The organism is Acinetobacter sp. D009 (assembly GCF_038562025.1).
GTDB classification, from domain to species: domain Bacteria; phylum Pseudomonadota; class Gammaproteobacteria; order Pseudomonadales; family Moraxellaceae; genus Acinetobacter; species Acinetobacter pittii.
Map to the genome: position 1 here is coordinate 3,549,437 of NZ_CP151886.1, position 13,125 is coordinate 3,562,561.

Annotated in this window: 12 protein-coding genes and 1 riboswitch; of the genes, 6 read left to right on the top strand and 6 right to left on the bottom strand. The window is 40.4% G+C overall.

Annotated features, from left to right (window positions below):
* Positions 1 to 180: 180 nt before the first annotated feature.
* The 4 genes from phoU to AAC388_RS16945 form a co-directional block, all read right to left on the bottom strand.
* Complete coding sequence (gene phoU / locus AAC388_RS16930; RefSeq protein WP_000075183.1) at positions 181 to 903, bottom strand: phosphate signaling complex protein PhoU; 723 nt, start codon at positions 901 to 903, stop codon at positions 181 to 183.
* A 105-nt stretch (positions 904 to 1,008) separates the two neighbouring features.
* The gene (locus AAC388_RS16935; RefSeq protein WP_130625931.1) at positions 1,009 to 2,340 is read right to left on the bottom strand and encodes a TolC family outer membrane protein; all 1,332 of its coding nucleotides are present in this window, start codon (positions 2,338 to 2,340) and stop codon (positions 1,009 to 1,011) included.
* 95 nt (positions 2,341 to 2,435) lie between these two features.
* Entirely contained in the window at positions 2,436 to 3,341 is a 906-nt protein-coding gene (locus AAC388_RS16940; protein WP_130625930.1) for an EamA family transporter, read from the bottom strand.
* Positions 3,334 to 3,915: a TetR/AcrR family transcriptional regulator gene (locus AAC388_RS16945; protein WP_078220047.1), complete on the bottom strand. Its 582-nt coding sequence runs from the start codon at positions 3,913 to 3,915 to the stop codon at positions 3,334 to 3,336. The genes AAC388_RS16940 and AAC388_RS16945 overlap by 8 nt, the downstream gene beginning before the upstream one ends.
* Positions 3,916 to 4,022: 107 nt before the next feature.
* Between AAC388_RS16945 and AAC388_RS16950 the strand changes: the two genes are divergently transcribed.
* From AAC388_RS16950 to gluQRS, 6 genes are all read left to right on the top strand, one after another.
* Complete coding sequence (locus AAC388_RS16950; protein ID WP_213074305.1) at positions 4,023 to 5,105, top strand: hypothetical protein; 1,083 nt, start codon at positions 4,023 to 4,025, stop codon at positions 5,103 to 5,105.
* A gap of 34 nt (positions 5,106 to 5,139) precedes the next feature.
* A riboswitch (TPP riboswitch) is annotated at positions 5,140 to 5,274 on the top strand.
* Between the two features lie 89 nt (positions 5,275 to 5,363).
* Positions 5,364 to 7,241 carry a phosphomethylpyrimidine synthase ThiC gene (thiC, locus tag AAC388_RS16955; protein ID WP_002121180.1) on the top strand — a complete coding sequence of 626 codons (1,878 nt, stop codon included), beginning with the start codon at positions 5,364 to 5,366 and terminating at the stop codon, positions 7,239 to 7,241.
* Positions 7,242 to 7,316: 75 nt separating this feature from the next.
* A complete protein-coding gene (locus AAC388_RS16960) occupies positions 7,317 to 7,943 on the top strand; it encodes an NUDIX domain-containing protein (RefSeq protein ID WP_032037697.1) in 627 nt (208 codons plus the stop codon).
* Positions 7,944 to 7,947: 4 nt separating this feature from the next.
* Positions 7,948 to 8,760 carry a 3',5'-cyclic-AMP phosphodiesterase gene (gene cpdA, locus AAC388_RS16965; protein ID WP_005079443.1) on the top strand — a complete coding sequence of 271 codons (813 nt, stop codon included), beginning with the start codon at positions 7,948 to 7,950 and terminating at the stop codon, positions 8,758 to 8,760.
* Positions 8,761 to 8,971: 211 nt separating this feature from the next.
* The gene (dksA, locus tag AAC388_RS16970) at positions 8,972 to 9,508 is read left to right on the top strand and encodes an RNA polymerase-binding protein DksA (protein WP_002121205.1); all 537 of its coding nucleotides are present in this window, start codon (positions 8,972 to 8,974) and stop codon (positions 9,506 to 9,508) included.
* Between the two features lie 2 nt (positions 9,509 to 9,510).
* A complete protein-coding gene (gluQRS, locus tag AAC388_RS16975; RefSeq protein WP_342370964.1) occupies positions 9,511 to 10,494 on the top strand; it encodes a tRNA glutamyl-Q(34) synthetase GluQRS in 984 nt (327 codons plus the stop codon).
* Positions 10,495 to 10,547: 53 nt separating this feature from the next.
* On the opposite strand, the gene ftsW is transcribed toward gluQRS, so the two are convergent.
* Positions 10,548 to 11,744, bottom strand: coding sequence for a putative lipid II flippase FtsW (gene ftsW / locus AAC388_RS16980; RefSeq protein ID WP_005079447.1), 1,197 nt, complete (start codon positions 11,742 to 11,744; stop codon positions 10,548 to 10,550).
* Between the two features lie 24 nt (positions 11,745 to 11,768).
* A complete protein-coding gene (gene murD / locus AAC388_RS16985) occupies positions 11,769 to 13,115 on the bottom strand; it encodes a UDP-N-acetylmuramoyl-L-alanine--D-glutamate ligase (RefSeq protein WP_014208179.1) in 1,347 nt (448 codons plus the stop codon).
* Positions 13,116 to 13,125 lie beyond the last annotated feature (10 nt).

Sequence of the window (13,125 nt, forward strand, 5' to 3'; positions counted from 1 at the left end):
ATCAAAAAGCGAAGAACTTAATATCACTCTATAGCAAGAAGAACACGATCCCTGTCGTGTTTATGCACTTGATTTTCTGTCCTGAACTCCCCCCCAAAGTTCGGGACATTTTTTTATCTATTATTTTAAAAATAAGAAAGCCTTGTTTGAAACAAGGCCTTTAACTATTTCAGCTCAAAATTACTTTTCGTGGACTTTAGCTTCAATTTCTTCAATTTTGGTATGACGAGCATCAAAGCCTTTGGCCATATAAATCACTTGCTCAGCAATGTTACGAGCATGATCGCCAATACGCTCTAATGAACGTAAGACCCACATGACATTAATTACACGAGCAATATGACGCGGGTCTTCAATCATATAAGTCATTAATGTACGTGTTGCTGATTGATATTCACGGTCAATGTCAGCATCCGCTAAAAGTACACGTAAAGCTTGATCTGCATCTAAACGCGCAAAAGCATCAAGAGCATCATGAATCATGACACGAACTTGGTTACCAATATGACGTGTTTCCATGTAGCCACGTGGTGAACCACCCTCTTCACAAAGGTTCTGTGCAATACGGGCAATTTTTGCAGCTTCGTCACCAATACGCTCAAGGTCAGTATTGGCTTTACTCATGGCAATAACCATACGCAAGTCAATCGCTGCTGGATGACGACGCGCCAAAATTAGCGTCAAGCCTTCATCAATATCACGTTCATATTGATTGACTGCATTATCTTTAAATTGAACATCAATCGCTAAATTTGCGTCGGTATCAAGTAAAGAATGAATTGCATTTGCAACCTGCTGTTCGACCAAGCCACCCATGGTCATAAACTTTGTGTTTACATCTTGCAAATCTTCATTAAATTGAGAAGAAATATGATGGCTTAACACCGGATTACTCGGACTCAAGGGAAGCCTCCAACATGATGGCACGGGAATAAAATGATTGAGCATTAAAACACAGCAATCATTAAGTTTTTATGACAAAATTAAATTTCAGATAGAAGCATTTTATTACTGATACGTTAACCAGCTATTAAGCTCAACCAGATCTTTTTCACCTAACTGGCCTACCGCAGCTTTTAAACGAAGCACATTCAATAAATAGTCATACTGAGCATTAAGATAATCCTGTTTTGCAGAAAAAGCATTACGCTGGGCCAATAAAACATCAACCATACTTTTTAAGCCTTCGTTATAACTTGCTTTCGAAGCTTGAGAAACCAAAGAAGATGAATCCATTGCGGCCTTTCTTGCTTCAAGTTTGGCTTGATCTGTATCGACCTGCATAAAGGCACTTTTCACATCGACATTGGCACGGCGAATCGCTGCATCAAGTTGTGCCTGCGCTTTACTGGCTTCAATAGTGGCTTTTTTAATTGATGTTCGGGTCCGTCCACCATTAAATAGATTCCAGTTCATTTCTACCCCCACCTGATCAAATTTCCCGTCAGTAGAAATGAGTGTCTCTGGTGTTTGTTTAGTATAGCCATAGCTTGCTACAGCATCTATTTGAGGATAAAGCGCTGCCTTTTCGACACGGCGCTGGTCCTCACTATATTTTTGCTGTAAGCGGGCTTGCTGAATTTTTAAGTTTTTTTGCTGCGCCAAAGAAAGCCAGTCATTAAGCTCTGCTGGATAAGGCTTTTGAAAACTAAAATCACTGCGCAGTACAGCAAGTTTATCTTGATAAGAACCAATATATTCAGAAAGCTGCTCTTGGGCTAAAAGTAATTGAACATTGGTTGAAATACGATTGGCTCTGGCATTTTGATATTGAGCATTTGCTTCACTTACATCACTACGTGCCACCAACCCTTCTTTGAGTTTGGCATTCATCATATTAAGCTGCTCAAGCAAAGCCTTTTCTTCTTGTAAGTATGCAACACTAAGTGCCTGCTGACGCAACACATTAAAATAGGCTTCTGCCACATTTAAAACATGATCTTGTTTTTGTAGTCTTAAAGTGATTTCACTTAAGGCAACCGAAGTTTTAACTTGCTTATAACCTTCCCAAGCATCCATTCGAAATAATGGCTGACGTGCAGTGAGAGTCGCTTGTCGAGTCGTTGACGTACTACTTACCAAAGCATCTGACAGGCCTTCTTGATCAACGCCTGGAAAGTTTGAACGTTTTACAGTTTGTCGATTACGGGTAATGTTTCCAGACAATGTGACAGTAGGTAATAATGCCCCCGTTGCTAAGCCTAAGTTCAGTTGATCTGCTTCATATTGTTGTTGATTGGCTTGCCACGTCGGGTCATTTTGTTTTGCGCGCTCATAAGCTTCAACTAAATCTAAAGCAAAACTCGAAGATGCAAAACTCCAAAGGCCAACAGCGACCATTAATTTTATTTTCATTGTTTAAATCAACGATAAAACTTGTCCTTAAGACTAAGAAAAATTCAAATCAAACTCAAGCCATTAAAAGTTTTAGTTTTTTAAGCGTTCTTAGTTTTTGACAAAATTAAAATACAAATAAAAATCAAAAACATGCCTATCCAACCTACCCATGAAACATGCTCGCCAACCAAAACAATCGCAAAAATCGCAGCGACTAAGGGTTCGAATAAAGTTAGGGTGGTCGCTTTGCTGGCATTTACTGTTTTTAATCCAAAACCGAAAAGTAAATAACCCAAAAACATAGGAATCAGCATCATATAACCAGCCACAAGTAGATTGGCTGAGCTATGCAATAACCCTCCACCTGTAACCAATAAAGTAGGAAGCAAAATAACTGCCCCGCCTCCCATAATCATGCCCATTGCAGCTTTAGAGGCAACACCCCGATCTATTAATCTTTTTGCAGCCCATGAATAAAGTGAATAAGTTGTAGCAGCGACCAGCCCAAGAAAAATACCGAAGAATTTACTCCATTGATTTGTACTCTCTTGGATCGCATGACTTTCCCCCATCGATAACATACTTACACCAAGCACACCGCACACAAAACTTAGAAACCAAATAGCCGATAAAGCTTTGCGGTCAAAAAATCGCTCTAAAATTGCTGCTATTAATGGAGCGGTACCAATTGAAACAACGGTGCCAATCGTAATGCCCGCATAATGCATTGAGGAATAAAAAGCCAAAGGATAAATACCAACCGCCGCTACCCCTAAAAGCAGTATTGAAAGATTTTCCCTTATAAACTGACGGTTTTCGCGTATTGCTCGTGATGCAACCAAAGCTTGTAAAAGTCCTCCACCGCCCATCGCTACAGCGCCAATAGCAAGTGGGCCAAGAGTCGGTGCAAATGCTGCCGCCGTACCTGTTGTTCCCCACAAAACAGAAGCAACTAAAATTGCAATTGTGCCACCATAGCTACTATTTTTAATAAGGCTAATCATGTTGGCATTCTCGATCTAAAATATCTTCTGCCATTTGTCTCGCTAATTGAAGTTGACGACTGTTTCCTTCTAAGCCTGCTCGTGCCATAGAGCCCTCTAAAAGAAAAGAAAGCTGCGTAGCCACATAGTTAACGCGCTGTGAGCGTGGTATTAATTTTTTTAAATGTTCAGCAACAATAGCCTCAACTTCTTCTTTATGCTGTCTTACCGAACTTCGCCCTGCACTATTTGCAGGGAACTCTGCCGCAGCATTCAATAACCCACAACCTCGAAAGCCTTTTTCGTAGGCAAATTCTGCATGGTCTTGATAGGCATCAAACACGGCCAAAATGGCTTCTTTAGCTGTTTTTGTTTTTTCTAAACGCTTTTGATAGAGGTCGAGCCACTCTTGATGGCGTGCAGCAATATAGGCATCAACAAGATCTCCTTTTGAAGAAAAATTATTATAAAGCGACATCTTCGCGACATCTGCTTTAGCCGTAACTGAGTTGATTCCTGTTGCAGTAATGCCATCGTTATAAAACAAGGTTGCCGCTGCATCGAGAATTTTCTGTCTTGCTGTTTTATCATTCATAGCTTTTACTTAAGTAGACCGACCTACCTAATAATAAAGATTTCTAACAATGATGCAATCTTTTTAAGCGTTATAATTTGAGCAATATTAATTTCTATAAAAGTACAATGATGAAAAAAGTTCTAATAATGAGTATGTGCGGTGCACTACTTTTAGCTGGATGTAATAAAACATCAGAGCAAGATCAGGCTGTATCTAAAGAGCAAAAACCAACTGAGCAAAAGGCCACTCAAAAACAAGACAGTAGCTGCTTACAAATTATGGTAGCTATGCACACGATTAATCAAAACAGCAAAATAGAAGACTTAAATCAAATTAATGAAAAGCTTAAAATCTGTGTTCCCTCTTTAAAAAATCATGAGCAGCTTAAGCAGATTGATGCATCAACTGCCATGTATCAACGTTTTCTAAAACAAGACTACACTGAAAAAACAGGTAGAGCTTTTGAAGCATTTGGCTATGCCGTTTTAGAACAGAAACAAGACCTTAAAAAGGTCATCCAAACTCAGAAAAAACTCTTTGACCAACTTAGCCCGCGTGATCAATATTTACTTCAACATGAAGGGCAAGCCTATATTGAACTTCTCTATCAAGGTGAAGGCATGTTTACCTATCGACGCCAGCCAAGCTATTTAGTTGACGTTTTTTCTAAGTCCTTACCCGCGGACCAAAAAGAGTTTTTAACTCGTATGGCGAAAGACAATCAAAATATTTTCTATAATGATGGTGCGTTGGCTATTTCATGGAAAGAGCTCACTGAACGCGCATTATTTTGGGAAAAATTTATTCAAAAATATCCAAAGAGCCACTTTATTGATGATGCAAAACTACTATTTAATGAATATCGTTATTTTATTTTCTTTGGTCTCGATAATACGCCTGTGTCAGATGAATATGCACCGAACACATGGTTTGATAAAGATGCGCTTCAGCAAATTCGGTTTCTCTCTACACAAAATGAGTCGAGTTTAGCCAAACCTGCTCAACTGTTTCTTAAGTTTATTGCTACGCCTGTAGAAGAGCGCAATAAGCAATTTAAAATAGATTTAACTGATAAAAATGGTGATAAAAAATCAAATTATCAGATGACTCATGAACAGCTTGAGCAGCTCTTAAAATTTGATTCTCCATGGAACACGGAAGTCTATCGTGACTGCCATATGGATGCGGTTTGTATAGATACAAATTGACAATGCCAGCCAACCTAAAACATGTTAGTCTTTAAATCGCTTGACGGAGCGCGAGTAATAGCTCGCTGAGATTGTGTAAATTCCGTGTTATCGCAACACAAGTTTGATCACAAGTACCGTTGAACCTGATCAGGTTAAGACCTGCGTAGGAATCAAGCCATCTGAAAACTTACAGCCTTAAATTTATCTCATAAAGATAAATCCGCCATCGTTTTTGGTCGTGCTTGATTCGTTGATGTTATTCATAAGGATCATGTGATGAACCAGTTAACGAATCTTTCTTCTGCTGAAATTTCAGCACAACATGAACAAGATGCAAAAGATTTAACTCGCATCTTACCCGCTTCTAAAAAAGTTTATATTGAAGGCTCTCGCCCTGACATTCAGGTTCCAATGCGGGAAATTTCTTTAACCGACACCCCTACCGGTCTTGGCGGTGAACATAACCCTCCTGTTATGGTATATGACACTTCAGGTGTTTATACCGACCCAAATGTTCAAATTGATTTAGACAAAGGTTTACCTTCAGTTCGCCAAAACTGGATTGAAGAACGTAACGATACTGACGTACTTTCTGGCTTGACTTCAAAATTTGGGCAAGAACGTTTAAAAGACATTCGCACCGCTGACATTCGTTTTGCCCATATTCAAAATCCGCGCCGTGCTAAAGCAGGCAAAAATGTCACTCAAATGCACTATGCCAAGCAAGGTATTATCACACCTGAAATGGAATATATTGCAATTCGTGAAAATCAACGCCAGCGTGAAGGTGTTGATATGCGTCAACATGCTGGTCAGAATTTTGGTGCAAAAAACTTAAAAGAAATTACACCTGAATTTGTTCGCCAAGAAGTTGCTGAAGGTCGTGCGATCATTCCTGCAAACATTAACCACCCAGAACTTGAGCCAATGATTATTGGTCGTAATTTCTTGGTGAAAATTAATGCCAATATTGGTAACTCAGCGCTTGGCTCTTCAATTGACGAAGAAGTTGCGAAAATGACTTGGGCAACCCGTTGGGGTGCCGACACCATTATGGACTTGTCGACAGGTAAAAACATTCATGAAACACGTGAATGGATTATTCGTAACTCACCTGTTCCAATCGGCACCGTACCGATTTATCAAGCACTTGAAAAAGTTGATGGCGTTGCAGAGGACCTAACTTGGGAAATCTTCAAAGACACACTAATTGAACAAGCCGAACAAGGTGTTGACTACTTCACCATTCACGCAGGTGTATTACTTCGCTATGTACCACTTACAGCAAACCGTTTAACAGGTATTGTATCTCGTGGTGGTTCGATCATGGCGCAGTGGTGTCTAGCGCATCATGAAGAAAATTTCTTATACACTCATTTCGATGAAATCTGTGAAATCATGAAAGCTTATGACGTTTCATTTAGCTTAGGTGATGGCTTACGTCCGGGCTGTATTCAAGATGCAAATGACGAAGCACAGTTCAGCGAACTTAAAACCTTAGGTGAACTGACTCACCGTGCATGGGAACATGATGTTCAAGTCATGATTGAAGGCCCTGGTCACGTACCAATGCACATGATTAAAGAAAACATGGACCTTCAGCTAGAAGTGTGTAAAGAAGCGCCATTCTATACACTTGGGCCATTAACAACAGATATCGCTCCGGGGTATGACCACATTACTTCTGCAATTGGTGCAGCCATGATTGGCTGGTATGGCACAGCAATGCTTTGTTATGTCACACCGAAAGAGCATTTGGGTCTACCAAACAAAAAAGATGTTAAAGACGGAATTATTACCTACAAGCTTGCAGCACATGCTGCCGATCTTGCGAAAGGACATCCAGGTGCACAGGTACGTGATAATGCCTTATCAAAAGCTCGTTTTGAATTCCGTTGGGATGATCAGTTCAACCTAAGTCTGGACCCTGACACAGCGCGTAGTATGCACGATGAAACCTTACCAAAAGAAGCACATAAATCTGCTCACTTTTGCTCAATGTGTGGTCCAAAATTCTGTTCAATGAAAATCACTCAGAATGTACGTGACTATGCCAACAACCTCACCAATAACGATTCAGAGGTTGAAGAAGGCCTCAAAGCGATGAAAGAGGTTTATCAGGAACAAGGTCAAAAACTGTATCATAAAGTGTAAATATTCAAAAAAAACACTTGCCTAGCCCTGATTCTCGGTTAGGATGAAATAAATAGATTTCGTCCTGATCGAATCATGAGTATTGTTGAACGTCCAAGTTATACATCTAAAGATGTCGAAGTAACATCACGTGAATCTCTATTCCGTGGTTTTATTCAAGTTGAAAAAGTCAGCCTTCGACATCGTCTATTTAATCAATCTGAATATACTCATGTATTGCAGCGTGAACTCGTTCATCGGCCTGAAGCAGCTGGTGTATTACTCTACAACGATCAAAAACAACAGTTTGCTCTGATTGAACAGTTCCGTGTTGGGGCTTTAGATGACTCTCACTCCCCATGGCAGCTAGAAATAATTGCAGGTGTGTTAGATGGTGATGAATCACCAGAAAGTTGTATTCGACGAGAGAGCCTTGAAGAATCAGGTTGCGAAGTTCAAAATTTAGAGCATCTATTTAGCTTTTACCCGTCAGCTGGTGCTTGCTCAGAGTTATTTCATCTCTATGTTGCCCAAACCAATTTACCCGCTGAAGGGGGTGTTTTTGGCGTAGATGATGAGGGTGAAAATATTCAACTACACTTATTTAATTATAGTGAAATCCAGACTCTACTCGACAGCGGACGTTTAAGAAATGCTCCTGTCATTATGGCATTACAATGGCTGGCCCAACACAGCAAAACGATAATAAACCCGAAGAGGTAGGACGGTGACTTTTCAAGTCTCAACACTTTCACAAAAAGACCATGTCATTATACAAATTACCGATACCCACCTATTGGAGTATCCGCACTTAGAATTTGTGGGTATAAATCCTGAAGAAAGCTTTCATGCGATTATTCAACAGATACTTAATAAACATCCTGAAACTGATGCAATTATCCATACTGGGGACCTAGCTCAGGCACCAACGCCTATTACCTACAAACGTTATATTCAATATATGCAAACGCTTGGTCTGCCCTTTTTTCAGACCTTAGGTAATCATGACAATGTTGACCATTTCCCATTGCATAAAGAGAATCATCAGGAACCTGTAGTTATTTGCTTAGGAAACTGGCGGGTTATTTTATTAAATAGTGCGGTTAAAGGTCATATTGATGGGCATCTATCAGCAGAACAGCTAGACAGCTTAACGAATTTACTTGAAGAGTATGCAGATAACCCGATTTTGCTGGCTTGTCATCACCATCCTTTTGCCATGAAGTCAAAATGGATTGATCATCACAAGTTACAAAATTCTAATGCTTTGCTTACTACCTTGGCTCCATTTAAAAATGTAAAAGCTTTAGTCTGCGGGCATGTTCATCAGGACTCAATAAACACTTGGCAAGGGATCGAATTTTTCTCTACACCCTCAACAAGTGTGCAGTTTAAACCCTTTAGCAATGATTTTGCTTTAGATCAAAATGCTCCCGGCTATCGTTACATTCGTCTAAAAAACGATGGTAGTTTTGAAACCGAAGTCTTCCGTCTTGAAAATTTTCAAGGCCATATAAACACTGATATTTCAGGCTATTAGCCCTATTTCTTATATGCTTATATATAATTATGACTGGGGTAAACACGTTTTGAAAATATTTACGGGTCGGAATGACTATCATCTTGCAGGAAAAATCTATATGATGACGACCCGATGGGAAAATCCCATCGATGGTTTTCTATAAAAACACTTGCATATCACCATATTTTTTGCGTATAGATAATACGTGTATGATGAGGAATGCCCTATTATGGCGAATGACAACCACAACCAAGTTTTGGATGAACATACAGAAGTTGTAGTGGAAGGTGACAAAGCTTCTGCAAAACGTGCACGTAAAGTGAAACCTAAAACTTCTGACATAGGCACAACTGCAAGTTTATTTGGTATTGCACCTTATCAACCTAAGAAAAATGAAGAGTACATGTCTGAAGGACAGCTCGAGCATTTCCGACAAATTCTGCAAGCATGGAAAGCTGAATTAATGTCTGAAGTTGATCGTACTTTAAATACGATGCAAGACGAATCAACTGCACTGCCAGATGTAAACGACCGTGCTACCCAAGAAGAAGAATTTGCAATTGAATTACGTACACGTGACCGTGAACGTAAGTTAATTCGTAAAATCGAACAATCTATGGAAGCCATTAAGAATGAAGACTACGGTTTCTGTGAAACTTGTGGTATTGAAATCGGCTTACGTCGTTTAGAAGCACGTCCAACTGCAACTTTATGTATTGATTGCAAAACTTTGGCAGAAATCAAAGAGAAGCAAAATAACGGTTAATTGTGACTGTTGATAATTCTCCAGCCGAGCACAACTCGGCTGTTGTGCAGCAGTTAAATCGCCTGCCAGAAAAGCATAGCTTTTCTCTTGCGCAGCGGCGGAACAATGTTCCGCTTAATCGCTGCTCATACTCAGGTCGGTTTGCGCCATCGCCAACCGGCCCTTTGCATTTTGGATCACTCATTACTGCTGTTGCTAGCTATTGCGATGCAAAAGCCCATCAAGGCAAATGGCTCGTTCGTGTCGAAGATACAGATATCCCTCGTATTTATCCCGGCAGTGAAGAGCATATTCTCACATCACTTGAAGCCTTCCAGTTCGAATCCGATGCAGAGATCATCTTTCAAAAAAATCGTTTAGACATTTATGAAAGCGTATTAGACCAGCTCAAAAAAGAAGGTCTTATCTATGCATGTCAATGTACCCGCAAAATGCTTGGTTCAAATGCAATCTATGCAGGTACTTGCCGCGATCTCAATCTTGATTTTCAAGGTCAAGCGATTCGGGTAAAAGTTCAAGATCAGCAGATCTGTTTTGATGACCGATTACAAGGACATCATTGCTCCAATCTACAACACGATCTTGGAGATTTTGTTCTTAAGCGCCGTGATGGGATTATTAACTATCAACTTGCAGTCGTTGTGGATGATTATCTACAAGGCATTACCCATGTCGTTCGAGGCGCAGACTTATTAGATAACACCGAACGTCAGATTTGGCTAGGTCAGCTTCTAGGTTATCCTCAACTAAGCTATATGCACCTACCCCTTGCAATGAATGACCAAGGGCAAAAGCTCTCTAAACAAAATCTAGCTCAAGCACTCGATTTATCAAAAGCACCTGAATTACTTCAAAAAGCGATACTAGCCTTGGGACAACCCAACGTTGATTTAGATCAACCTAGACTGATGCTCAAACAGGCTGTAGCACAGTGGAATGTTGATTTGATTCCCCATGTGCAAGAACTCAGCGGAACATATCTATAAATAATAAAAAAGCCCGATATCAAATCGGACTTTTTAAACTTCTAAATACTCAATTAGAAGTTCGATTCTTCTCGTTCTGGGTTGACTTCTTGTGTTGATGCATCAATCTTTAAGATTAAGCTAATCATCGCAGCACACATCATTAAAGACGTACCACCATAACTAATGAATGGCAAAGTCAAACCTTTCGTCGGCATTAAACCCATATTCATGCCCGCATTTACTAAAATCTGGAGCAAGAAAATAATACTAATGCCGTAAGCTAAATAGCCTGCGCGAAGGTAATGATGTTTCAAGGCACGGTGACCAATTTTGATACAACATGCCAGCATCAAGAAAGACAAGCCAATAACAATAGAAATACCCACAAAGCCAAACTCTTCACCTAGCACTGCCAACATAAAGTCAGTATGCGCTTCAGGTAAATAAGATAGTTTTTGTACACTATGCCCTAAGCCTGTACCAAACCATTCACCACGGCCAAAAGCCATTAATGCATTTGATAACTGATAACCTACCCCTAATGGATCTGCCCATGGGTCAGTAAACGAAATCAAACGCTGGAAACGGTATGGTTCAAATAAGATCAAAAACACAATACCTGTGACAATCGCACCAAGCATGATTAAGAACTGAGTTGGCGGCGCGCCCGCTAAAAAGAACACACCAACCATCATCATGACAATAACGACGGTTGCCCCCAAGTCAGGCTCAGCAATAATTAAACCGACCGTGATTGCCATAACCCCACTTAAACGCAATAAGCCTTTCCAATGAGTACGAACCTCTTTGGCACGGCGCACAACGTAGTCTGCGGTAAAGATTGCCATCATGACTTTGGCAACCTCGGTTGGCTGCAAGGTAAAGCCACCAATCTTAATCCAACGTGTAGAACCGTTGACTTCCGAACCCACCACCAAAGCAGCAAGCAACAGAACCATGGTTAATAACCACAGCGGGAAGGTATTTTTAAACCACGTATTAAGTGATATTCGATAGGTCAAATAAGCCACTACACCCGCAGCGACAATCGAAATACCATGACGAATCACATAGTGAAACGGGTTTTCATGCATATATTCAGCATAGGGCATCGAAGCAGATGCAACCATCACTGAACCGATACATAATAATGCAACGACACAGAAAATCAGGACATTACGTGGCGTCACTTCCGCTGGCCATTTAGGCAATATCCGTTCATACCAATGATTGATTTTCTGGATTGTGGTCTGAGCTAAGCCTGCCATACTACATTCCTAATCATGTTTTCTTTAAACCAACGAATTGACGCAGGCAACAAACTGCTGACCACGGTCATTATAACTTTTAAACATATCAAAACTTGCACATGCTGGTGATAACAACACCACATCTTCGGCCTGTGTTTCACGTTGAGACAGCTCTACAGCTTCTTTAAGCGTTGCTGCATGTAAAATTTTGGTTGCACCTTGAATGGCTTGTTCAATCACCGGAGCATCCTCACCAATCAATACCACAACTTTGGCATATTTTTCGATAGAAGAACGTAATGGACCAAAATCCTGACCTTTACCTTGCCCACCTAAAATCAAGGCAACCTTTCCTTTTTTCACTTCAATGGCAGCGCCTAAACCATCAATTGCTGCAAGCGTAGCACCAACGTTAGTGCCTTTAGAATCATTGTAATAACGTACATCATGCACAGTCTTTACATATTCACAGCGATGCTCTAACCCTTTAAATTGTTTTAAGGTTTCAAGCATAGATTCCATAGGCAGGCCTATTGCCTCTCCTAATGCGAGACAAGCTAAAGCATTTGCTACGTTATGCATGCCTTGAATATATAAATCTGAGCTTTTAATTAAACGCTGTAAACCACGCGCAAGCCAAAGCGTGCCATCACCATCTCTTAAAACACCATATTGATTTAAATCTGGTGCATTTAAACCAAAGCTTTGCATTGGTGTGGTATCTGGAACAAGAGGACGACTTAAAGCATCATCACGGTTAAATACTACTTTTTTAACGCCTTGGAAAATACGGTGTTTTGCTTGATGGTAACCCAACATATTGCCGTGACGATCTAAGTGGTCTTCACTCATATTGAGAACCACAGCAACTTCAGCATTTAAGTGAGACGTGGTTTCTAGCTGAAAACTTGATAGCTCAAGTACAATTAATTCAGGTTGATCTTTTAATAAATCTAGAGCTGGGCGTCCAAGATTGCCACCCACAGCAACTTTCTTACCCGCATCTTTAGCCATTAAGCCAATTAAAGTCGTTACTGTACTTTTAGCATTAGAACCAGTGATCGCCACAATAGGCACATCGGTTGCACGGCGTAATAATTGAATATCACCTACCACAGAAATACCTTTAGCAATAGCTGCCTGAATTTCCGGTAATTGCGGTGCAAGGCCTGGGCTTAAAATAATTTCTTCTGCTTGTAATAATAATTCTTGATCAAGTTGACCGAAACTGGTTTTAACGCCAGCTGGGATCTGATCATGCCCTGGTGGCGTGGGACGAGAATCTGTTACTGCAACTTGGTAGCCTTGTTCATGCAGGAAATTTACAGCAGAAACGCCTGATATTCCCAAGCCTGCTACAACTTTTAACCCACCACGTTGTATTAACATTTTTGCCCCA

Coding starts and splice junctions, on each gene's coding strand:
- AAC388_RS16935 (WP_130625931.1), bottom strand. CDS start 2,340: ATGGTCGCTGTTGGCCTTTGGAGTTTTGCATCTTCGAGTTTTGCTTTA.
- AAC388_RS16940 (WP_130625930.1), bottom strand. CDS start 3,341: ATGATTAGCCTTATTAAAAATAGTAGCTATGGTGGCACAATTGCAATT.
- AAC388_RS16945 (WP_078220047.1), bottom strand. CDS start 3,915: ATGAATGATAAAACAGCAAGACAGAAAATTCTCGATGCAGCGGCAACC.
- AAC388_RS16950 (WP_213074305.1), top strand. CDS start 4,023: ATGATGAAAAAAGTTCTAATAATGAGTATGTGCGGTGCACTACTTTTA.
- thiC (WP_002121180.1), top strand. CDS start 5,364: ATGAACCAGTTAACGAATCTTTCTTCTGCTGAAATTTCAGCACAACAT.
- AAC388_RS16960 (WP_032037697.1), top strand. CDS start 7,317: ATGAGTATTGTTGAACGTCCAAGTTATACATCTAAAGATGTCGAAGTA.
- dksA (WP_002121205.1), top strand. CDS start 8,972: ATGGCGAATGACAACCACAACCAAGTTTTGGATGAACATACAGAAGTT.
- ftsW (WP_005079447.1), bottom strand. CDS start 11,744: ATGGCAGGCTTAGCTCAGACCACAATCCAGAAAATCAATCATTGGTAT.
- murD (WP_014208179.1), bottom strand. CDS start 13,115: ATGTTAATACAACGTGGTGGGTTAAAAGTTGTAGCAGGCTTGGGAATA.